We start from the raw sequence: 21,717 nt of genomic DNA, 5'->3' as shown, positions 1-21,717 counted from the left end.
AAATTTTCTCTATGCGGCGCCTTGCTCATGATTTGACCTTTACAGCCTGCCGCTCAATCTTTAATCTCACATAAAATTATTATAATACTAATAAGGCGATGACCAGTTCTGGCTGCAGCTCGTCAAGATGGTTGTTTATCAAGGCAATTCCCCGGTCGATCCAAAGAGGCACTACAGCTCTCATCACAGCCGTTTTCTGCGCTGTGGTTTTCCTAATAAAGATAAAAACTGGAGATCGAACAATGAAACGTTTTTCTTTCTTTCTCGCGTTGGCATTTGGTGCCTTGGCGAGCCTTAACACCTATGCGGCGCTGTCCAATGGCCGTTACGTAATTGTGTCCAAACTCAACGGCAATGCCATTGATGTAGCTAACTTCAGCACCGCCGATGGCGCCGATGTTATGCAGTGGTTTGCTATGGGCGGCACCAATCAGCAGTTTGATGTCGCCGCTCTGAGTGACGGCACTTACTCCATTCGCGCAGTACACAGCGGTAAAGCGCTCGATTTATGGGAGTGGAACCCTAACGATGGTGCCGAGGTGCGTCAGTGGCCTTATACCGGTGCCGACAACCAGCGCTGGTACATCAACTCCGCTGGGGGCGATTACTACTCCATCACCAATAAAATCGGTGGCCGCGCTATGGATGTGTGGGGCATGAGCATGTTTGCGGGTGCCGATGTGCGCATGTTCAGCTACTGGGGTGGTGCAGGGCAGTTGTGGACCTTCCAAAAAGTCGGCAGCTCCAGCGAATGTGTGGCGGGTGCAACTCTGACTAACCGTTTTGTCGATTGCGGCGGTAAAACTATCGGCCTGAGCTGTAACAGTGACAGTGAATCCCAACCGGCGGTAATTACGCTGAAAAACTCATCGATTCGCAATGTGAAGCTCGCGGCTAATGGTGGTTCCGATGGTATTCACTGCAACAACGGTAACTGCACCCTGACCGATGTGGTGTGGAACGATATCTGCGAGGATGCGGCGACCAACAAATCCGAGGGTGGCACTATGACTATCGTCGGCGGTTCTGCTTACAACGCTTCTGGCAGCGGTTACGGTGGTAAGCCTGACAAGATCTTCCAGCACAACTCCAAAAACAGCACCACCATTATCTCCGGCGGCTTCACCGCCAAAGGTACTAACGGTAAGTTGTGGCGCTCCTGTGGCAACTGTTCCAGTAACGGCGGCCCGCGCAACCTGATTGTTTACGATGCGAAAGTCGACGGCACTATCGGCAGTATCGCTGGGGTAAACCGCAACTTTGGCGACAAAGCCACCATCCGCAACCTGAAAATCAAAAGCTATTCACGCGGCAAGCCGCCAGTGTGTGAAGAGTTCAAAGGTGTGCAGAAGGGTAGTGAATCGACCAAATACGGTGAGTACTGGAACACCGCTAACTGCGATGTTTCAACCAGCGACGTAAGCGCGCTTTAACCCGCAACGCCTCTTTGTGATCGCTGTGATTGATGTATTTAAGCCGGGCCATGTGCCCGGCTTTTTTATGGTCAGTGGTAAAAAAATGAGAAAGATAAAAAATAGCCTTGCGTTATTTATATTATGATATATTATATTACAAATAGATGGTTAATCCCCTCAATGTTTTAACCTCTATGCTCAGTAGAGCTTGTGTTCTGTCAGGAGTTTGACCCCTTTGTCGTTGGATGGTGTGTCGCTGTTTAACCACACCACTTTGTTCAGCCGCTACAGCTTTCTGTAGCGGCTTTTTTTTTGCTTCCACAAATAATGCGCAATAAAAAACCGCAGGCGATGTGCCTGCGGTTTGCGTTTCTGCTTACGTAAAAATAAAAATAAAAGCGCCTGAATCGATTACCAAAAATAACTATAAATCGCGATGGTAATAGCCACAATTGCAATGGTATGAATGATGTCCCATTTATCGATTCCCGCGCGAATTTCTGCGCGCTGAGCAGCGCTAATCGAACCGTAGGTTAAACCTTGCAGTTGTTCATCACTCGCCGGTTTAGTGAACAGACTGACGATAATCACCAAAGCGCAAATCACTACAAATAACAGTGAACAGTAGTAGAGCCAATTCATGGTGACCAAACTGTAAAGTAATCCATCAGGGTTCAATTGATCTTTAAAAATCGTCAGTACCAAACGCAACATGCCCAGTACAAATCCACTCACCAAACCGATAAAACCAGCGGTGGGGGTGATGCGTTTGGAAAACACGCCGAGTAAAAATACCACCGCAATTCCCGGCGCGATTAACGCTTGCACCAACTGCAAATATTCATAGAGCACATCGGAAACCATTTGCATTACCGGAATCCACACCACACCTAAAATCACGACGACTATGGTGGCGGTGCGGCCAACGCTTAATAATTTTGCTTCGCTCGCAGCGGGTTTATATTTTTTATAAAAATCGATGGTGAATAGCGTTGCGGATGAATTAAACAGTGAGGCAAGCGAACTCATCAGTGCTGCAAGCAAACCGGCGATAACTATGCCTTTAATACCGGAAGGCAATAATTCCGAGACTAATACCGCGAAAGCTTGGTCGGCGCTATCAACTTGAATTTGACCCTGTGAATGCAGCGCAAAGGCGATCATGCCAGGGAATAAAAAGATAAACACCGGCAACAGTTTTAAGTAGCCAGCAAAAATTGTCCCGCGTCGCGCCGCTTGAATTCCTTTGGCAGAAAGTACGCGCTGCACAATATATTGATCGGTACACCAGTACCAAAAGCCGATAATAAATGAACCAAAAATTACGCCCGGCCAAGGGAAGTTGGCATCGCTTGCGGAGCGAATCAAATGCATATTCTCAGCGTTAATTCGCTCAAGCTCTGCAAAGCCGCCGACTTTTTCCAAACCCACCACCAATATCACCAGCGAGCCAATAATCAGCACCGGCGTTTGCAAAACCGAGGTCCACATAATCGCCTTCATGCCGCCGAGCACAGTGTAAATTCCCGTCACAATGACCAGACCTAAAGCGGCGATCCAGAAAAAATCGATGCCCCAAAGCGACTCGATCCCAAGTACTGTTTTTAAAACGATTCCGCCTGCGTATACGGTGACGGACACTTTGGTCAGCACATAACTCACCAGCGAAATAAACGATAAAAACGTGCGCGAATTGGATGAGTAACGGCGCTCCATATATTCAGGCATGGTGTACACCTTGCTGCTCCAATAGAAGGGCGCAAACACCCAGCCGAGCAGCAAAATAATCCAGGACTGCAACTCCCAGTGCGCCATCGCCATGCCCGACTGCATGCCCGCGCCAGACAAACCCACCAAATGTTCCGAGCCGATGTTGGAAGCAAAAATCGAAGAGCCAATCACAAGCCAACCGGCGTTGCGACCTGCGAGAAAATAATCAGACGTATCTTTTTCTTTCTCTAATAGCGACCAGATGACAACGCCGACCAGCAACAGCATAAAGCCGGCCAGCACCACCCAGTCGAGTGAGGAAAAGTGAATCATGGGGTTTCCTTTTTATTGATGTTATCTACAGGGCTAGGGCGGGCTTGATGAGCTGCTCACCCTTTGAGCGATATTATTGTAATACAAATATTTTGGCGGGAAATCCTGCTTCATCTCCATTGGCCATAGCAGCGTGTTTTTGGTGCAAAGTGTTTCTCTGACTGGGCGAGTGGCGCATTTCTGTAACTCTAGGTAACGAAATTGTCTGGCAAATCGTTACCCGATGTTAGGTTTCCGTAAAAAACCTGTCTGCCCGTTGACGCTCCCATGCCGGAGAAATACCATTAAATTGTCTTACAATATGTAGAAATTGGTGCCGATGGTTAGCATCGTGATTTCACGCAGCTCTGATAAGACAGGATTGGTAGATCAATAATAACGACCGCATTGCACACGCCAGAATCTCATTCGGCGGCGGTCACCCTCGGGAGATCACTCATGTTCCAGAAAAAAACACTTAGCTTATCTATCGCTATGATCGCCGCCTTGGGCGCATCGGCAGCAGCAGTTGCACAAGATGGTCAAATAGAAGAAATCGTTGTTACTGGTATTCGTGCCAGCTTGACTCAAGCTTTGGATGTAAAGCGCAATAACACGCAAATTGTTGATGCAATTGTTTCAGAAGATATTGGTAAGTTCCCCGACAACAACGTGGTCGAAGCAATGCAGCGCATCACCGGTGTGCAAGTGACCAACCGTGGATCTGGTGAGGTTACCGGTATATCTATTCGCGGTTTGACCGATATTAATACCACTGTAAATGGCCGCAATATTTTCACCGCTTCTGGCTTGGCGGTTCAGTTACAAGACATCCCTGCGAGTTTGGTTAAGCAAGTGGATGTGTATAAAACCCGTTCGGCTTCGCAAATTGAAAATGGTATTGCTGGTTCGGTTGATATTAAAACCCAGCGCCCATTTGATTTTGACGGCAGCAAATACATGCTGTCAGCTCGTGCCGTTAATCAAGAACAAGCAGATAAAACCGATCCGGTTATCAGTGGTTTGGCGAGCAACCGCTGGGAAACTGGTTCGGGTGAATTCGGTGCTTTGGTTAACCTGTCTTACGCGGAAACCAACTACCGAGACCAGAGTGTAACTGCTGGCGCTATGGTGCCTTTTGCAACTGATAACCCTGTTGCACCATTTACTGCCTATGAGCGTGTTTTCCTCACCAGAGATGGTGTGAGTGAGAATCCAATTTGGACTCCTGGTCAGCTGAATGGTCTGCCTAACACTCCAGGTTCTACGCTCGATGTAAATGGCCAGCCGATGGAATATTTGCTCGGCCGTGATGCAATTTTCTCCAGTGACTTTACTGGTAAGCGTGAGCGTTCAGCCGCAAATGTGTCTTTGCAATTCGCTCCAAATGACACATCAGAATATACCTTTGAAGCGTTTTACAATGGCTATCGCAACGAGTCCTTTAACTCGTTGTTGTTCTCATTTGCTGACTGGTGGGGGTCTTACGCTAACAGCCCAACTGCAGCGGCGGATGCCAATGTGGTGTTATTTGATGGCACTAACATTGTTAAATCCAGAAGCGTGAAAGATAACTGGTCATTCACCAGTGGCGATTTGACTACCGGTAAAACTGATAGCTTTGTTTATGCGTTGGGTGGCGATTGGGATCTGACTGATAACCTGAAAGTAAAATCTGAATTGGTTTATCAAGACAGTACCTTTGAATCAGATTTTATTGCAGCGCGTTATGAAGGTGCTCGTTATGGTTTGAATGTGGATTTCAATGCGGGCGGCGGTATTCCAGCATTTAATTTTATCGACAATCCAGACACTGCGCTTAATGAAGCCGATGTTGCCGATGTTGCCAACTGGAAAACCGCGCAGCTTTACGATAATGCTAATAAAAATGAAGGTGATGCAACTACGTTCACTACTGATGTTAGCTATGACACTGAAGGTGGTTTCTTCAAGCAAGTTAACGTTGGTGTCCGTATTGATGAGCGCAGTGCAGCTGAATCCTTTAGTCGTCAGGAAGGCTTTAACAATGCAGTAACTATCACCGATGAAATGACCTATATCAACAAAGGTTTCTTCGATGGCAATGCAGACGTTCCAACCACTTGGGCAGTAGCAAACGGTTATTATCTGCGTTCTCATGCAGATGAAATGCGCGCAATTTATGGTCTGACCAAGCAGGATTTGGTTAAAAGTTTTGAGATTGAAGAAACAACAGCATCTGCTTATGTGACTTCAAGTTATGAAACTGAAATTGCGGGCAGAACATTGGATGGTGAAATCGGTCTGCGTTATACCAGCTCCAATACTGATATGGCTTTTACTGATACTGCATCCCAAGATCTGGATGTTTATCCGGGTTCAACCAGCGCCTCTAAAATATTGCCGAGTTTGAATATTCGTTATGAATTAGCAGATGACCTGTACGCACGTTTTGCTTATACCGAAACTCTGCGTCGTCCTAACTTTGCACAATTGAATTCGCAAATCATTTATAACGAAGACGTGACCGGAATTGGCTATGGTACAGCTAATGGCGGCAACTCAGATCTGAAGCCTACCGAATCACAAAACTACGATGTGTCTTTGGAGTGGTATTTTGCTGAAGGCAGCTCGCTGTACGGTACTTTGTTCCAACGTGATATCGAAGGTTTTGTTATCGATTTCCGTCGTCAAGTACAGCATGAAACTCCTGATGGCGATATGGGTACTTATGTACTGAATCAACCCTACAACGCATCAAACGGTGAATTAAAAGGCTTGGAATTGGGCGCTGTTTGGTTCCCGGATAACCTACCTTCAGTGCTGGATGGTTTTGGTGTTCAGGCGAGTTATACCGCGCTTGAGTCATCACAAACTACGCCAATGACTGATTCTGCGGGCAACATTACTGGCAGCAAAGAAACTGACTTGTTTGGTGTGTCTGACGAGTCTTACAGTGTTGTATTGGCTTATGACAAAAATGATCTGGGAGTGCGTTTGTCTTACGCATGGCGTAGCGCATTCCTGAATAACTATGAAGCTGCGCTGTTTGCTAACCCGCTGGAAGTTTGGAGAAAGCCAGAATCAAGTCTGGATCTGCAAGTAACCTACGATGTTAACGACAACCTGTCATTGACTCTGGATGGCACCAACCTCACCGAAGAAATTTATCAAAGTTACTACGGTGAAAACGGTGCAACCACCAATAACTTTGGTTCAGCACTTTACAGCCGTACCTTTGCAGTTGGTGCGCGTTTGACCTTCTAAGTTTTACCTCGCTTTTGTTAAAACACTTAATAATTTCTATTAAGTGTTTTAACTAACTCATAAAGATCAATCATTGGTCTTTGTCGTTGAGTTTCATTGTTGCTTTTGAATTTCAATTGCAATGATGAAGCTCATTTTTTTTAACGCCTTAAAAAATAATCAATAAATGAGGGACTTTCTATGTGTAACTTTGTTCGCTTGTTAAAAAGTGTTGCGCTTCTTGTATCTGCTTTTTTCAGTCTTCACACTGCTGCTATTACGATTAATGGCACAACGGATATTCACGATCCGTCCACCATTATTAAAGAAGGAAATACCTACTGGACGTTTGGTACCGGTGGCGGCGCGAGTAATTTTCCGATCAATGCACTTTATTCAACCGATATGGTGAATTGGCAGCGCGGTCCATCGCCGATTCCTGCCAATACTTATCCCAGTTGGATTAATAGCAAGGTGCCGGGGTTTGATGGAAATTTCTGGGCGCCTGATTTAATCGAAATGAATGGCAAATATTATTTGTACTATTCAGCATTCTCCGCGACATCGGGAATGCGTTCAGCGATTGGGGTGATGGTGACTAACTCACTCAATAATCCGAACTGGACTGATTTAGGGATGGTCGTCTCGACCATTGATGAAGGCACTTTAGGTGGGCAGCCGGTAAATGCTATCGATGCGGGTTTGTATCGCGATGCACAAAACAATGTGTGGATGGTTTACGGCTCACACTACGCAGGAATATTTGTTCGCCAAATAAATCCTGCGACCGGGAAATTATTAAATTCCACTCGCTACCCAGTGGTGGGCAATAACTATGCGTGGCATGAATTTGAAGCGGCGCAAGTGCAATACATCAATGGCTATTACTACATGTTTGTAAACCTCGGCGAATGTTGCCAAGGTAGCAATAGCGATTACTACATAGTGACTGGCCGCTCTACCAGCCCGACCGGTCCATTTTTGGATAAAAACGGTGTGAACCTGTGGAACTACGGCGGCAGCAATGTGTTGATGACCGATGGCAAATACATCGGCCCTGGCCACTTTGGTTATTACTACAATAACGGCCAGCATTTAGCGTCTATCCATTATTACGATGGCACTACATCTACCGGTTGGCCTGCGCGTTTGGATTTATTGCAAATGACTTTCTCCAATGGTTGGCCGGTATTCAGCCGCAATTTTTCTATCAAGTCAGATAACAATGTGCGCGTAAGTGGCAATTACCGTATTACTCCTGTGCATTCTGGTAAAGCGCTGGATGTTGAAAATTGTGGAGCTGCGGCGGGCACTAATCTGCGCCAGTGGAGTTGGTTGAATAATAATTGCCAAAAGTTTTCGATCACATCGGTAGATGGTGTCTGGCATAAAATTTCGCCATTAAGTGCAACGGGTTTGGCGTTCGATGTGAATTCATTTTCAACAGCAAATGGCGCGAATCTGATGTTATGGACTTCCTACACCAATCACGCCCAACAATTCCGTTTTCAATCGGCTGGTTCAGGGCGCTATCGCATTGTGAATCGCAATAGCGAAAAGTGTTTGGATATTTCTGCTGCTGCCACAGCAGACGGTGCAAACCTGAATCAATGGGAATGCATTGCCAATAGCACTAACCAAATGTTTACGCTACAAGCTCAGTAAGTATTTTTGATTAAAGTGCTAACGATGAGCTCCAGCAGAAATGCTGGGGCTCATTTTCTTGGCTGTATAGGAGCATTAGTGATTAAGAGGTTTTGTATCGAGAGTGATGATTCCTGTCGAGGCATTTCTTGTTGCCATATATCCAATTTCGGAGAGTACATTTTGAATTATTGGAAAGTATTCAGCGGATGATTTGTATCTTGTGCTCTTATTAATTTGCTTCGCGCTTTTGGGTACGTTGTTTCCGTTAGGGTCTGTGATTGTAACGATATCAATGGATATAGAGTCGTCAGTTGTTCTTGTCTCAATTCCGATTGTGCCTCCATCTTCTAGTTTTATCCCGAGCCTCTCTCTGGTGCGGTCATTGTTCAGATTTTTTCCCTGCGGCGTGCTGACGTATTGATGCCAAACGGTGGGAAGCTGTGAGTGGCTCTTAATGTAATCAGCGACATCATTTTCGCAATATGCGCAATTAGTAAACGCCCATGAATTAGCTAAAACCTTGGAGGGGATTGTGATGCTTTTTACTGTGTTTTTGAGTTGGTCACTTTCAGCGTAGCTGGCGCTGGGGTTAACAACTTTAGGTGAGGTCTGAGCTATTTGTGCTGTTGCACTCATGTTCGCCGAGAAGGCAATCGAGATCATTCCGCACAACATTAAAAGGCGTTTCTTGTTCATTTTTTTATATCCCTGCTGAATTATTGTTGAGTAATAAAATGATAATCTTGTGTTTGAAGATATTATATTACTATATATTTAATTGTTGGCCAGAAGGGAAAAAATCAACAATATTTTATTAGGTTTGGGGCAGCTACCAAAAATGATACGAGGCCTATGAATGTCCCTTTCACTACCGTAAATAAAAAGAGGTTATCGATGAAGTTAAAGAAATTTTATTGCGCGCTTGCTTTGTGTGCCAGTTGGAGTTGTTTACCCGCAGCAGCATTGGAATTAGTGCCGCTGCGCAATGTGCAATTACTCGATAGCCCTTTTTTACATGCACAAAATACCAATAAAGATTATTTGATGGCGCTGGATGTTGAAAAACTGTTAGCGCCTTTTCGCCGCGAAGCTGGCTTGCCCTTTAAAGAAACCTACGGTAATTGGGAGTCGACCGGATTGGATGGCCACATGGGGGGCCACTATGTTTCTGCATTGGCATTGATGTACGCCTCAACCGGTGATAAAGCTGTCTTGCAGCGTTTAAATTATGTAGTCGATGAATTAAAAAAATGTCAGGACAAGTTAGGTACAGGTTATATCGGCGGTATTCCCGACAGTAAAAAAATGTGGGATGAAATCGCCAAGGGCGATATACGTGCAGATAACTTTTCTACCAATGAGCGTTGGGTGCCTTGGTACAACATCCATAAAGTCTACGCCGGTCTGCGCGATGCCTATTGGTATGCCGATAACAAAGATGCAAAAAAAATGTTGGTTAAATTGTCCGACTGGACAATCGAGCTAACTAAAAATTTATCGCCCGAACAAATGCAGATTATGCTGCGTACAGAGCACGGCGGCATGAATGAAATTTTTGTCGATGTGGCAAAAATCACTGGCGATAAAAAATATCTCAAGCTGGCTGAAGCCTTTTCCCATCAGGCCATTTTGCAGCCGCTGGAAAAATCGCAAGACCAACTCACTGGCTTGCATGCCAACACTCAAATTCCGAAGGTGATTGGCTTTAAACACTACGGCGATGCAACCAATAATGAAGACTGGAAACGCGCCGCAGAGTTTTTTTGGCAAACCGTTATAGATAAACGCACAGTTGCGATTGGTGGCAACAGCGTAAAAGAGCACTTTCACGATACTGCCGATTTCGAGCCAATGATCAATGAGGTGGAAGGGCCGGAAACCTGCAACACTTACAATATGCTCAAACTGACCGAAATGTTGTACCTCTCATCGGGCGAGCAATCTAATCCAGCAATGAAGTACGCGGATTATTACGAGCGCGCGCTCTACAACCATATTCTCGGTTCACAAAATCCAACGACTGGCGGTTTTGTTTATTTCACACCAATGCGCCCCAATCACTACCGCGTCTATTCGCAAGTGCATGATGGCATGTGGTGTTGTGTAGGTTCGGGTTTGGAAAGCCATTCCAAATACGCTGAATTTATTTACGCGCGCGATAAAAAAGCCAAGCAGTTGCCTGAAGTATTTATCAATTTATTTATTCCATCGCACATGGAGTGGAAAGAGCAGGGTATTAAGCTTACGCAAAATACACTGTTCCCGGATGCAGAAACTACCGCGATCACTATCGATAAATCCGCGCGCTTCCGTTTGCAACTGCGCTACCCCGGCTGGGTGGAAGCAGGCAAGTTATCGCTTAGCGTGAATGGTAAAAAAGTGGATGTAACCCAGCAGCCGGGTGAATTTATTGCATTGGAGCGGCGCTGGAAAAAAGGCGATAAAGTCGAACTTACCTTGCCGATGCGCTCAACGCTGGAAAAAATGCCTGACGGTTCCAACTACTACGCCATTTTGCATGGCCCAATCGTACTCGCTGCCAAAACCCAGCCATTTACTGCTGAAAAAATAAATTACTTTGGTGATGACTCGCGCATGGGGCATATCGCCAGCGGCCAAATGTGTCCGCTAGAAGCTGCGCCATTTTTATTAGGTAATTCACAAGATTTTATCCAAAAATTAAAACCCGTCGCCGGTAAACCTTTAACTTTTGATGCGTCAGGTTTAATCAATGGCAAACAAATGGAGCACGTGGAGCTGATTCCGTTTTTCCGTTTGCATGAATCGCGCTACAGCATTTATTGGCCCTATACCACAGCGGCCGATGTGGAAAAAGCTCGTGCAAAAGCGGCAGCAGATGAACAAGCGCGTTTGGCATTACAAGCGCAAACCATTGATCAGGTCGCGCCGGGCGAGCAGCAACCCGAGTCAGATCATTTCTACAAAGGCGAGCAAAGCGAAGCCGGTTTGTATAACGGCCGCCACTGGCGTCACACTCGCGCTTGGTTCAGTTATGAATTGAACGATAAAAAACAGGAAGCCAAAACCCTGCAAATTACTTATGCGGGTATCGATGCAGGCAGAAAATTTGAAGTCCAATTAAATGGCGTGGTGATTGCGAATGTGGAATCGACCGGCAATGCAAAAGAATTTTTCACTGTCGATTACGCCATCCCACAAGAATTGGTAAAAAAAGCCAACGGCAAATACACCCTTAAGTTTGTTGCCGCACCGGGTTCGGTAGCGGGTGGAATTTATGGAGTTAGGTTATTGCGTTAGCTATTAAATGTTGAGACGTAAAAAAACCGGCAGCTGCCGGTTTTTTTATTGGTTTTAAAAACTATTTAATTCGTTTGCTATTGTAGGTATCCAACTCTTTTTCATTCACCATCGGCCAGCCTTCTTTGTCCCAGCTGATGTTCATGATTTTTAATTTCTGTAAGTATTTATCGGCAGTTTCATAGGCGTGCAGGACTAAATAATCTTTGCCGTCCCATGTATATGCACTGTTGTGGCCGAGGCCGACCCAGTTTTTATTGCCTTTGATTAATAAGCTGCCGCCGCCATCGTTCATGTCTTTTCCGGCGCGATCAACATAAGGGCCGGTAACATTTTTAGAGCGACCAACTACTAGGTGATAAGTCGAGTTGGCGCCTTTGCAGCACAGACCCCAAGAGGCAAACAAATAATAGTAATCGCCTTTTTTCAAAATAAACGGCGCTTCAATTTCACCAGGGCCAGCAGTACTGCCAGTGCCAACAGGAACCTGATCGCGTTTGGCGATGCTGTGCCACTCTTGCGGTTCAGCGGGGCGCGTCCAATCATCGTTTAATTTAAAGATTTTTAATCCGCTCCAAAACGAACCAAAACTCATCCACGCCTGATTTTTTTCATCGACAATAATTGCCGGGTCAATCGCATTCCACGCATCGCGGTTGGGGACAGATTCAATCACTATGCCTTTATCTTCCCAGCGGTAATCAGGTGATTTTGGATTGAGTGTTTTGTTTACCGTCACACCAATGGCTGAAGTGTTTTTGCCGAAGGCGGAAACCGAGTAATACAAATAAAACTGGTTGTTGTGCTGGATGATATCCGGCGCCCACAAATGGCCATCAAATGTTGGCGACACAGTTTTTGCCCAAGTAGGTTCAGTGGCAAAAGCGCGGTCAGAGTATTTCCAATTCACGCGGTCTGTGGAGCTGTAAATGGTGATGCCGGGGCCGGTGCTAAACAGATACCAGGTATCGCCCTCGCGGGTCATTACCGGGTCATGAACATCGACTTGTTTGGCTTGTGCGATAAAGCTGGTGCAGAGCAGGGCGCCCAAGGCGAGTGCACGAGCGTAAAAAAAGGTTAGTTTAGTTGATGGCATGAAGTCTCTCTCTTAGTCTAATTTTTGTGAATATGTAATATAATATGAGTCTATCAATAATAACAGTTAACTCCTGTTAAGGCGGTTTTACCGTCCATTACAGGTGAGAGGAGCGTGTGATGAAGTATGGTTTAGTTTTTTCAGTAGTGGTGGCGATGTTGGGATTGGCGGCGTGCAAGCCGGTGGATGGCGAGGTGTCATCCGCAGATGCGCTCAAGGCATCTGCAACCCCAGAGATATTTATTCCGCAGCGTGCCGATCCTTTTATCCATCGCACCCCGGACGGCCATTATTACTTTATTGCTTCCGCACCTGAGTTTGATCGCATTGAATTGCGCAGTGCAAATTCACTCATGGGCTTAAAAACAGCTGAGGCAAAAACCGTCTGGCGCAAACATGAATCTGGCGTTATGGGAGCCAATATTTGGGCGCCGGAGCTGCATTATTTTGATAACACCTGGTACATCTATTTTGCAGCGGCCGATGCCGAAAAACCGTTTCTGATCCGCATGTGGGTGCTTGCCAATCGCAATGCAGACCCAATGCAAGGTGAGTGGGAGGAGCTGGGCAAAGTGCAAACCGCACGCGATTCTTTCTCGCTCGATGCCACCAGTTTTGAACACAAAGGTCAGCGCTATTTGGTCTGGGCGCAAAAAGATCCGGAAGAGAAACTCAACTCTGCGCTCTATATTTCCAAGCTGGTATCGCCCACCCAAGTGGGTGAAGTAGAAGTGGAAATTACGCGCCCGGAGTTGGATTGGGAAATTCAGGGTTACAAGGTAAATGAAGGCGCTGCGGTAATTGTGCGCAACGGGAAAATTTTTATCAGTTACTCCGCAAGTGCAACCGATCATCGCTATGCAATGGGTTTACTTTGGGCTGATGTAAATGCGGATTTGTTGGATGCTGCTTCATGGCATAAATTGCCTGAGCCGATTTTTTCGACAAATGAATCCTTAAAGCGTTACGGCCCCGGCCACAATAGTTTTACTTTGAGTGATGATGGTCAAACTGACATTCTGGTGTACCATGCTCGCGATTATTTAGAGTTGCAGGGAACCCCGCTGACTGACCCTAATCGTCACACCTATATTCGTCGCCTTGAATGGACGAACGATGGCTTCCCTGATTTTGGACAAAACAAACCCGATTAATTTTTCACACTTTTTGATTCGACTTTATTTGAGATAGGCACACAATGACCACGGCAATTACACAGCGCGTATTCGGTATTACCCCTGCAGGTGAAACGGTTACTGAGTTTACGCTGACGAATAAACACGGCAGTATCGCAAAAATTATCAACCTCGGCGGCATTATCACTGAGCTACACGTGCAAGATAAAAACGGCAAGCTGGGTGATGTCGCTTTGGGTTTTGATTCACTCGAACCCTATTTGGAGATTGGCCCTTATTTTGGTGCACTGATCGGCCGTGTGGGTAATCGCATCGCCAACGCACAATTCACACTGGATGGCGTTACTTATAATCTTGCAGCGAACAATGGCCCCAATAATTTGCACGGCGGCCCAAATGGTTTTGATAAAAAAATATGGGCAGCGGAGCCGTTTGAAAACGAACAGGGCCAAGGTCTTGTTTTGAAATTGTTAAGTGAAGATGGCGATCAAGGGTTTCCTGGAAACCTAAGTGTCACAGTCACTTATCAATTCACTCACGAGGATGCAATCGTCGTTGATTATTTGGCAGCGACAGATAAAGCGACCCCGGTAAATCTGACGCAGCATGCCTATTTTAATCTGGCGGGAATAGAAAATAGCGGTGATGTGCTTAACCACAGCATGCAAATCTTCGCAGACCACATCAATGCGGTAAACGAAGTTGCTATTCCAGTTGGTGAACCTATGCCAGTTGCAGGCACACCGTTTGATTTCCTCGAAGCGCAATCAATCGGCAGTCGTATTGATGCGGATCACGAGCAAATCAAAAACGGCTTCGGTTATGATCACAATTTTTTAATCAATCAATCCAGCTACAAAGAATTGACCTTGGCCGCGCGTGTAGAAGAGCCTAATTCCGGTCGTGTACTGGAAGTGTTTACCGAAGAGCCGGGCGTACAATTTTATTCCGGTAACTTTTTGGATGGCTCACTCACAGGCAAAGGTGTGACCTACCAAAAACGCAGCGGCTTTTGTCTGGAACCACAACATGCTCCTGATTCAGTTAACCAGCCGCAATTCCCGTCAATTATTCTGCGCCCCGGTGATGAATACAAAACCCGCACGATTTTTAAATTATCAGTGAAGTAATTTATTTATTGGCTGCTTAAACAAAAACGCCCTGCATGAAAATGCAGGACGTTTTTTTATAGGTTTATGTTGCGATCTAACTCTCTGCTTTCCCGCTGCGATAAATTTCATTAATTTCTTCAACCAATGCTGGTAGCATCTCTTCGCTGTAACCGATGTGCACAGATGCAACCTTACCTTCAGCGTCGATGATAACCATATGCGGGATTCCTTCGACACCGTATTTTTTACCCACCCGTTTTTTCGCGTCGGACACCAAAATCATATCTCCCAGTGCGAGTGCTTTTTCCAGTTTTTTAAATAAACGACGGTCCTCATCAATATTAATTGAAATGACTTGAAGGTTCTCTGGCGTTGCACTTTTTTGGATTCCGGCGAGTATGGGTAATTCCTTTTTGCATGGGCCGCACCAGGATGCCCAAAAGGAGACAATAACAACTTTGCCTTTGTAATCTGAAACTTTAATTTCTTGTCCTGTGGATGTTTTACCTACTAGATCAAAGGGTGTATCACCTACTTGATAGGGGGCTGAATGTGCAATGCTGGACATGAATAGACAAAAGAGCGAAACGAGTATTCTCATGGTTATATCCTTTTTTTGAATCGTTATTGTTTGGGTAGTGCATAGCGCTATGCAGTTTGTTTAATTCTGGTTTAGTCCTAGTTCTTTCTGCAATTTTTTGGTTAAGCCTAAAGACACAATTCTATGTGACTCTTTTATGTAGTATTGAAGTTCATCTTCCTGATCCTTTGTTACTTTATATTGTTGAATCCATTTCATCCCTCTAGAGGCGAGATAAGGTGCTGGCTTGAAGCCGGGCTGATCTTTCAGTACATCAAAGTTGTATGGGGATACTTTGAATGATACGGACAAGCCTTCCGCTTTGCTCCAGCCGCCAATCGCAAATACTTTGCCACCAACTTTCCAAACATGTGCACCGCCCCACTGATTGACATAAGTGGTTGCAGGTAAAGAGTCGCAATACTGATTGTATTCTTCGTAATTCATGTGAGTGTTCCTGTGAATATAAGAATAATTACTGCCAGTATTAAATCCACTATGGCGGCAAACGAGCTATTCAATAATCGCCATTAAAATTGCACTAACTTCATCGCAAATTATTTGCGGTGCTTTTTCAATTTTCACTGCTTTGCGTGCTGCGAGGTCTAACGTACGCACTGCATTTACCAAGATTGCGCCTTGGGTGTCTGTACCACTACCGGTTAGCGTGACAGCAAAGCCCTCGGTACGGGCGAAGCTTCCGCCTTGGGTAATAGGAGCAATGAGAGTGAGGCCGAGTTTGTTAAAGGCTTTGGGGGAAATGACAAAGCAAGGGCGAAAATCTCCTTGGGTCTCTTTGCCTTCTGTTGGGTTTAAACAAACGCGGACGACATCTCCTTTATCAAATACCGGCATCAGATTTCATTTCCTATTGGTTTAATTTGTTCCCATGCGTCCAGCTCCTTGTTTTTCGGTGCGTTGGAGTCACATTTTTTCAGTAGTTCGTCGAGCGTGTATTTGGGCTTCTCCTTGGTGGGTTTAATAACGATACAGTTATCAACCACAGAGACATCAATACTATCGCCTTCGCGAAGCTTTAATTCTTTAAGCACAGGGGCGGGGATGATCGCTCCGGCTGAATTTCCAATTTTACGCACTTGAGTAAGCATAGTTGCCTCTGTTATTACGGTGTTATAACAGTGTTTCACGGCATTGGTTTGTGTGTCAACAAGGTTATAACTGCGATGGGTGTGTGGGTGGGGGAGGTGATAGGGGCGGGCAATGTAAAGTCCTGTTACCTGCCTTGGCATAAATGGCGTTTCTCGGTAAACTCAAATTGTCTGATAATATAACTATAGTTGTGGGTGATGCCCACGGAGATCACTATGATAAGAATCGCCAAGGTATTGTTTATGCTCGGTTTAGCTTGTGTGTTGTCAAGCTGCGCAAACAAAGTGCCAGAATCGCTAACCAGCCCCGATAAGCACCTCGCAGTAAAAGTATTCATCACCGAGCAGCAAACGCTGGCCTATAGCGTGGTGCTCGATGCCAGGCCGATTATTCTTCCTTCTTCTTTAGGTTTGCAGTTAACAACAGCGGATTTTACTCGCGGTGTGAGCATTGAATCCAAATCGGAAATTGTGCCGGTAACTGATAGCTATCAAATGCGCGTCGGAAAAAAACGTGCAATCAACTACAGCGCAAATGAACAAACCTTTTTTATTAGCAACGGGCAAAAACAAAAACTGGCGCTGACATTTCGCGTATCCAATGATGGTGTTGCCTTTCGCTATGCGGTAACTGATCCTGTTATTGCTACCAAGCAATTTGTTAAAGAGACGAGTAGTTTTACCGTCGCGCCATCGGCAAAAGCTTGGCTGCAACCTATGTCGGTTGCGCAAACTGGTTGGAGCAATACCAATCCTTCCTATGAAGAGCATTACCAAATTGATGTGCCGGTAGGCACCGAACCTACGCTGAAACAAGGTTGGGTTTTTCCTGCGTTATTTAACGCAAATAATAATTGGATTGTGATTTCTGAAGCCGCAATGGATGGCAGTTGGCACGGCTCCCATTTGCAGCAAGGCGCAACTGCAAATGAATACACACTGGCACAGCCGCAAGATGCCGAAGTATTTATTTCTCCTGATGGTAAAAAGGGCGCATTGCTTGCGAATAGCGATAAGGAATTAATCTCGCCTTGGCGCATTATTGCCATAGGTTCGCTCGCGCAAATTATGGAATCTACTTTGGGAACCGATTTGGCAGCGCCTGCGATTGCACTGGATCAATCTTTTATCAAACCCGGCCACAGTTCATGGAGTTGGGCGATTTTAAAAGACGATTTCACTACCTTTGATGTGCAGAAAAAATTTATCGATTACGCCGCCGATATGCATTGGGACTACACGTTGGTGGATGCAGATTGGGATAAAAAAATCGGTTACGAAAAATTACAGGAGCTGGTGAATTACGCTGCGCAAAAAAATGTCGGCATTTTGGTGTGGTACAACTCCTCAGGCGATTGGAATCAAACTCCCTACAGCCCCAAAAGCCAACTGATTACTCATGAGCAGCGCACAGCTGAATTTGCACGCCTGAAAAAAATCGGCGTGAAGGGTGTGAAGATCGATTTCTTCGGTGGCGATGGACAATCCTTTATGCAGTACTACATCGATATATTAAAGGATGCTGCTGCACATCAATTGCTGGTGAATTTCCACGGTGCAACCTTGCCGCGCGGTTGGCAGCGTACCTATCCCAACTTGATGACCATGGAATCGATCAAAGGTTTTGAGTTCACAACTTTTACCCAAGCAGATCAAGATCCGGTTGCTGCGCATGTGGCCACCGCATTGTTTGCGCGCAATATTTTTGATCCTATGGATTACACGCCTATGGCGTTTGGCGATATCCCCAATATCAAACGTGTTACCGAAAATTCCTTTGAATTGGCGGAATCAGTATTAATGATTTCCGGAGTACAACATTTTGCGGAAATTCCAGAAGGCATGGCGACCGCACCTGAATATGTAAAAGATTTTTTACGCGAATTGCCGCGCGAATGGGATGACGTAAAGTTTATTGATGGCTACCCCGGCAAGTTTGCGGTGATTGCACGCAAAGCGGGCGATGCATGGTATATCGCAGGTATTAATGCCGAAAAAGAAAACAAAACCCTGGTGTTGGATTTGAGTTTTGCGGGCGATAAGCAAGGCTCCTTGATTACCAGTGGCAAAGGCGAGCGCGATTTTGCACAGCAGCAAATTGATAACAAAACATCGCACACCATCACATTGCGCCCCAGCGCCGGTTTTGTAATGGTGTTGAAATAAAGCTGATATTTAAAATATTTGGTAGGTTGGGCAGCAATGCCCAACATATTAAAAATTTAAAAGACGTAAAAATTAAAAAGACGTAAACAGTGAGAGAGAAAACATGAGAGCACTATTAACAAGCTTGTTATTGCCCATCTTTTTATTAAGTTGTGCAACAAAAGATTCCGCACCAGAAAAAGAGCAAAAAACGCTGGATGCCAATACTTTTACCAACCCGATTTATCCCAACGGCGCTGATCCTTGGTTGGAATACTTTGACGGCAATTACTATCTGACGACGACTACATGGACATCGCAGTTGGTGATGCGTAAATCGCCAACGCTTGCCGGTTTGGCATCCGCAACGCCAATCCATATTTGGTCAGAAAGTGAATTGGAGCGCTGCTGTAATTTCTGGGCGTTTGAATTTCATCGTCTGAAAACCGAAAAAGGTTATCGCTGGTATGTGATGTACACTTCCGGCATCGCGGAAAATTATGATCGCCAACATTTGAGTGTGATTGAGAGTCAGGGCGATGATCCGCTCGGCCCTTACACTTACAAAGGCTCGCCCATGCCGGATACCTGGAATATCGACGGCAACTACCTTGAATACAACGGCCAGCTTTATTTGTTGTGGTCTGAATGGGTGAAAGATGAGCAATCCATTTTCGTTGCGAAAATGGTAAACCCCTGGACGATTACCGGTGAGAAAGTATTAATTTCCAAGCCGGATTACGAGTGGGAAAAATCCGGTATGAAAGTGAATGAAGGGCCGGAAATTCTCAAGCGCAATGGCCGCACTTTTATGATTTATTCGGCGAGTTTTTGTAATACGCCGGATTACAAACTCGGTTTGATTGAATTAACTGGTGATCCGCTAAAACCCGAGTCATGGAAAAAATCGCCCGAGCCTGTATTTAGCAAAGCCAATGGCGTTTATGGCCCTGGCCACAACGGCTTTTTTAAATCACCCGATGGCACTGAAGACTGGTTGATCTATCACGGCAATGCGAGCGAGAAAGAGGGCTGCAGTGCAACTCGCTCACTGCGCGCGCAAAAATTTACCTGGAATGCAGATGACACACCTAACTTTGGTGAGCCAGTCGCAGCAGGTGAGCCGGTGATTTCACCTGCAGGTGAAAATGGCCCGCTGGTGACTAAAGTTCAAGGCACTCAAGTGCAGTTGGTAAGCAAAGCGAATCAACAATGTGTGAGCTTCGGAGCTGATGGAAAAATTGCCGCAGCAGATTGTAAAAATGTATCAGCAAGCAATTGGGTGTTGGATTACACCACCAATGGCAATTATCGTTTGGTGAATAAAGACGGCAAGTTTTTAGGGCAGGGCGGCGCAGCTTGCTCAGCAGGCAAAACCGATGCATTGAATATCGCTCCTTGGCACAACCAACTTTGCCAACAATGGCAATTGGTTCCGCACGATAAAGGCTGGTCAACTTTAGTGAATGTGCAATCCAAACAGGAATTACATTTCGGCAATTGTGTTGAGCCTGCTGTAGTTGAAGGAAAAAAATCAGTAGAAGATGTACCGCAATTTATCGAACAAAAATCCGCGTGTAATTTGTGGCGTGTTCAACCTACACAACAAGTGGCGATTACCAGTGTTCAAAGCGGTAAGGCGATTAGCGTTGCTGGTGTTACTAAAGCAGGCGCGAATATCGAGCAGGATGAGTGGAATAATAAATCGACCCAGCGCTGGTCTTTGGTGAGTTCACAGGAAGGCTATTACTACATTCAGTCAGTGGTAGATCCAAAACTCTGCGTATCCATTGCCAACAAATCGATTGTGCCGGGTAGTAATGCCGAGTTGGCCGCGTGCGGAGATGTTCACACCCAATGGCAGGTGGACTTCCTGAGCGATGGCACAGTAAAACTAGCCAACCGTAAAAGTAATCTGGTACTGGATTTGGCGCACTGTGGTGTTGCGAATCACACCAATTTCGCGCAGGGGCAATGGTTAAACTCCAACTGTCAGCGATTCCAAATTAAACCGATTCAATAATTAGCAATACAGCTGGCGCTGCATAAATGCAGCGCCGGTCAGGTTTGATCAAGATAGTCGATTGACATTGAGCAAAACAAAACGGCAGCCATTTGGCTGCCGTTTTGGTATCTGCTGCATACAAAAAATATTTACTTTTGTGAGGCTATAGCATCTTCAATAAAGTTCAGCGCTTCATCGATCAATGCCAACATGGATTGTTTGGCGCGTTCGGGGTTGCGGTTTTTGATCGCGTTGAACACTTTGGAGTGATCTTCTACCACGCCTTCGTGATTGCCCTTAATCGGGTTGGTGTGGCTGATACTTACACGCAATGCGGTGGAAATAAAATCGCGCAGGCGGATGTAAAAACGGTTGTTGCTCGCATAGAGAATGCTGACGTGGAAGGCGATATCCGCTTCCAGATCTTCCTGGCTATTGCCTTCAGCTTTGCGCATGCCTTCAAGGGCTTTTTCGATATTGTCGAGTTTGGCTTGATCGGCATAGCGAGCGGCGAGTGCGGCGGCTTCTGGTTCGATTGCGATACGCACCTGCAGGAATTCTTTGAGCACATGTAGTGATGGCTTGCTCTCCAGTACCCAGCGCAATAGATCCGGGTCAAAAATATTCCACTGATCTTCCGGTAGGATGCGAATGCCTTGACGCGGTTTGCTGGAAATCAACCCTTTGGCTGAGAGCATTTTTACTGCTTCACGCACGGCGCTGCGGCTTACGCCAAATTTTTCGCAGAGCTCAGCTTCGGTTGGCAGGCTGTCATCGTGAAACTCACCACAAATAATCGTGCGCCCCAGTTCCTGTACCATGCGTTGGGATAGGTTGAAGTTACGGTCGAGAATAGCCATCGTTGTTATCGTCCAATTAACTGGCAAAAAGATGCCCAAAGATTAACGATTTGCGGTTAATAATACAATCTGAGAATTATTGTAAG

Annotated in this window: 16 protein-coding genes; 8 read left to right on the top strand and 8 right to left on the bottom strand. The window is 45.7% G+C overall.

Annotated features, from left to right (window positions below; all coding sequences use genetic code 11):
- The first annotated feature begins 242 nt into the window (after positions 1-242).
- Complete coding sequence (locus tag SPL68_RS14910) at positions 243-1,433, top strand: pectate lyase (protein WP_323815965.1); 1,191 nt, start codon at positions 243-245, stop codon at positions 1,431-1,433.
- Between the two features lie 393 nt (positions 1,434-1,826).
- Here SPL68_RS14910 and SPL68_RS14905 read toward each other — a convergent pair whose 3' ends face one another.
- A complete protein-coding gene (locus SPL68_RS14905; protein WP_323815964.1) occupies positions 1,827-3,458 on the bottom strand; it encodes a sodium:solute symporter in 1,632 nt (543 codons plus the stop codon).
- A gap of 438 nt (positions 3,459-3,896) precedes the next feature.
- Here SPL68_RS14905 and SPL68_RS14900 point away from each other — a divergent pair, with 438 nt between their 5' ends.
- Together SPL68_RS14900 and SPL68_RS14895 are read left to right on the top strand one after the other, a co-directional pair.
- Entirely contained in the window at positions 3,897-6,683 is a 2,787-nt protein-coding gene (locus SPL68_RS14900) for a TonB-dependent receptor (RefSeq protein ID WP_323815963.1), read from the top strand.
- Between the two features lie 180 nt (positions 6,684-6,863).
- On the top strand, positions 6,864-8,327 hold the full coding sequence (locus SPL68_RS14895) for a family 43 glycosylhydrolase (protein WP_323815962.1): 1,464 nt from the start codon (positions 6,864-6,866) through the stop codon (positions 8,325-8,327).
- A 75-nt stretch (positions 8,328-8,402) separates the two neighbouring features.
- On the opposite strand, the gene SPL68_RS14890 is transcribed toward SPL68_RS14895, so the two are convergent.
- On the bottom strand, positions 8,403-9,005 hold the full coding sequence (locus SPL68_RS14890) for a hypothetical protein (protein WP_323815961.1): 603 nt from the start codon (positions 9,003-9,005) through the stop codon (positions 8,403-8,405).
- Between the two features lie 198 nt (positions 9,006-9,203).
- Between SPL68_RS14890 and SPL68_RS14885 the strand changes: the two genes are divergently transcribed.
- Positions 9,204-11,588, top strand: coding sequence for a glycoside hydrolase family 127 protein (locus SPL68_RS14885; protein ID WP_323815960.1), 2,385 nt, complete (start codon positions 9,204-9,206; stop codon positions 11,586-11,588).
- Between the two features lie 61 nt (positions 11,589-11,649).
- Here the strand turns inward: SPL68_RS14885 and SPL68_RS14880 are convergent, their stop codons facing one another.
- Positions 11,650-12,684 carry an arabinan endo-1,5-alpha-L-arabinosidase gene (locus SPL68_RS14880; protein WP_323815959.1) on the bottom strand — a complete coding sequence of 345 codons (1,035 nt, stop codon included), beginning with the start codon at positions 12,682-12,684 and terminating at the stop codon, positions 11,650-11,652.
- A gap of 119 nt (positions 12,685-12,803) precedes the next feature.
- On the opposite strand from SPL68_RS14880, the gene SPL68_RS14875 reads away from it, so the two are divergent.
- On the top strand, positions 12,804-13,838 hold the full coding sequence (locus SPL68_RS14875; protein ID WP_323815958.1) for a glycoside hydrolase family 43 protein: 1,035 nt from the start codon (positions 12,804-12,806) through the stop codon (positions 13,836-13,838).
- Positions 13,839-13,882: 44 nt separating this feature from the next.
- The gene (locus tag SPL68_RS14870) at positions 13,883-14,950 is read left to right on the top strand and encodes an aldose epimerase family protein (protein WP_323815957.1); all 1,068 of its coding nucleotides are present in this window, start codon (positions 13,883-13,885) and stop codon (positions 14,948-14,950) included.
- 76 nt (positions 14,951-15,026) lie between these two features.
- Here SPL68_RS14870 and SPL68_RS14865 read toward each other — a convergent pair whose 3' ends face one another.
- The 4 genes from SPL68_RS14865 to SPL68_RS14850 all read right to left on the bottom strand — a co-directional run bounded on the left by SPL68_RS14865 (position 15,027) and on the right by SPL68_RS14850 (position 16,621).
- Positions 15,027-15,533 carry a TlpA family protein disulfide reductase gene (locus SPL68_RS14865; protein WP_323815956.1) on the bottom strand — a complete coding sequence of 169 codons (507 nt, stop codon included), beginning with the start codon at positions 15,531-15,533 and terminating at the stop codon, positions 15,027-15,029.
- Positions 15,534-15,593: 60 nt separating this feature from the next.
- Complete coding sequence (locus SPL68_RS14860; RefSeq protein ID WP_323815955.1) at positions 15,594-15,959, bottom strand: MmcQ/YjbR family DNA-binding protein; 366 nt, start codon at positions 15,957-15,959, stop codon at positions 15,594-15,596.
- 66 nt (positions 15,960-16,025) lie between these two features.
- Positions 16,026-16,367 (bottom strand): type II toxin-antitoxin system ChpB family toxin, encoded by a 342-nt coding sequence (locus SPL68_RS14855; RefSeq protein ID WP_323815954.1) that lies wholly within the window; start codon positions 16,365-16,367, stop codon positions 16,026-16,028.
- Entirely contained in the window at positions 16,367-16,621 is a 255-nt protein-coding gene (locus SPL68_RS14850) for an AbrB/MazE/SpoVT family DNA-binding domain-containing protein (RefSeq protein WP_323815953.1), read from the bottom strand. Before SPL68_RS14850 ends, SPL68_RS14855 begins: the two co-directional genes overlap by 1 nt.
- 216 nt (positions 16,622-16,837) lie before the next feature.
- On the opposite strand from SPL68_RS14850, the gene SPL68_RS14845 reads away from it, so the two are divergent.
- Together SPL68_RS14845 and SPL68_RS14840 are read left to right on the top strand one after the other, a co-directional pair.
- Complete coding sequence (locus SPL68_RS14845) at positions 16,838-18,787, top strand: glycoside hydrolase family 97 protein (RefSeq protein ID WP_323815952.1); 1,950 nt, start codon at positions 16,838-16,840, stop codon at positions 18,785-18,787.
- A 103-nt stretch (positions 18,788-18,890) separates the two neighbouring features.
- Complete coding sequence (locus tag SPL68_RS14840) at positions 18,891-20,789, top strand: family 43 glycosylhydrolase (protein WP_323815951.1); 1,899 nt, start codon at positions 18,891-18,893, stop codon at positions 20,787-20,789.
- Between the two features lie 131 nt (positions 20,790-20,920).
- On the opposite strand, the gene SPL68_RS14835 is transcribed toward SPL68_RS14840, so the two are convergent.
- Positions 20,921-21,631, bottom strand: a complete 711-nt coding sequence (locus tag SPL68_RS14835) for a FadR/GntR family transcriptional regulator (protein WP_323815950.1) — start codon at positions 21,629-21,631, stop codon at positions 20,921-20,923.
- Positions 21,632-21,717: the final 86 nt, after the last annotated feature.

It is taken from the genome of Cellvibrio chitinivorans (genome assembly GCF_035117775.1).
In the GTDB taxonomy this organism is placed as follows: Bacteria; Pseudomonadota; Gammaproteobacteria; order Pseudomonadales; family Cellvibrionaceae; genus Cellvibrio; species Cellvibrio chitinivorans.
The sequence above is the reverse complement of the archived record's forward strand: the minus strand, read 5'-3'. Positions and strand labels throughout refer to the sequence as shown.

What these genes read in the sequence shown, in the direction of transcription:
- SPL68_RS14910 (WP_323815965.1), top strand. Translation starts at nt 243, where the DNA reads ATGAAACGTTTTTCTTTCTTTCTCGCGTTGGCATTTGGTGCCTTGGCG.
- SPL68_RS14905 (WP_323815964.1), bottom strand. Translation starts at nt 3,458, where the DNA reads ATGATTCACTTTTCCTCACTCGACTGGGTGGTGCTGGCCGGCTTTATG.
- SPL68_RS14900 (WP_323815963.1), top strand. Translation starts at nt 3,897, where the DNA reads ATGTTCCAGAAAAAAACACTTAGCTTATCTATCGCTATGATCGCCGCC.
- SPL68_RS14895 (WP_323815962.1), top strand. Translation starts at nt 6,864, where the DNA reads ATGTGTAACTTTGTTCGCTTGTTAAAAAGTGTTGCGCTTCTTGTATCT.
- SPL68_RS14890 (WP_323815961.1), bottom strand. Translation starts at nt 9,005, where the DNA reads ATGAACAAGAAACGCCTTTTAATGTTGTGCGGAATGATCTCGATTGCC.
- SPL68_RS14885 (WP_323815960.1), top strand. Translation starts at nt 9,204, where the DNA reads ATGAAGTTAAAGAAATTTTATTGCGCGCTTGCTTTGTGTGCCAGTTGG.
- SPL68_RS14880 (WP_323815959.1), bottom strand. Translation starts at nt 12,684, where the DNA reads ATGCCATCAACTAAACTAACCTTTTTTTACGCTCGTGCACTCGCCTTG.
- SPL68_RS14875 (WP_323815958.1), top strand. Translation starts at nt 12,804, where the DNA reads ATGAAGTATGGTTTAGTTTTTTCAGTAGTGGTGGCGATGTTGGGATTG.
- SPL68_RS14870 (WP_323815957.1), top strand. Translation starts at nt 13,883, where the DNA reads ATGACCACGGCAATTACACAGCGCGTATTCGGTATTACCCCTGCAGGT.
- SPL68_RS14865 (WP_323815956.1), bottom strand. Translation starts at nt 15,533, where the DNA reads ATGAGAATACTCGTTTCGCTCTTTTGTCTATTCATGTCCAGCATTGCA.
- SPL68_RS14860 (WP_323815955.1), bottom strand. Translation starts at nt 15,959, where the DNA reads ATGAATTACGAAGAATACAATCAGTATTGCGACTCTTTACCTGCAACC.
- SPL68_RS14855 (WP_323815954.1), bottom strand. Translation starts at nt 16,367, where the DNA reads ATGCCGGTATTTGATAAAGGAGATGTCGTCCGCGTTTGTTTAAACCCA.
- SPL68_RS14850 (WP_323815953.1), bottom strand. Translation starts at nt 16,621, where the DNA reads ATGCTTACTCAAGTGCGTAAAATTGGAAATTCAGCCGGAGCGATCATC.
- SPL68_RS14845 (WP_323815952.1), top strand. Translation starts at nt 16,838, where the DNA reads ATGATAAGAATCGCCAAGGTATTGTTTATGCTCGGTTTAGCTTGTGTG.
- SPL68_RS14840 (WP_323815951.1), top strand. Translation starts at nt 18,891, where the DNA reads ATGAGAGCACTATTAACAAGCTTGTTATTGCCCATCTTTTTATTAAGT.
- SPL68_RS14835 (WP_323815950.1), bottom strand. Translation starts at nt 21,631, where the DNA reads ATGGCTATTCTCGACCGTAACTTCAACCTATCCCAACGCATGGTACAG.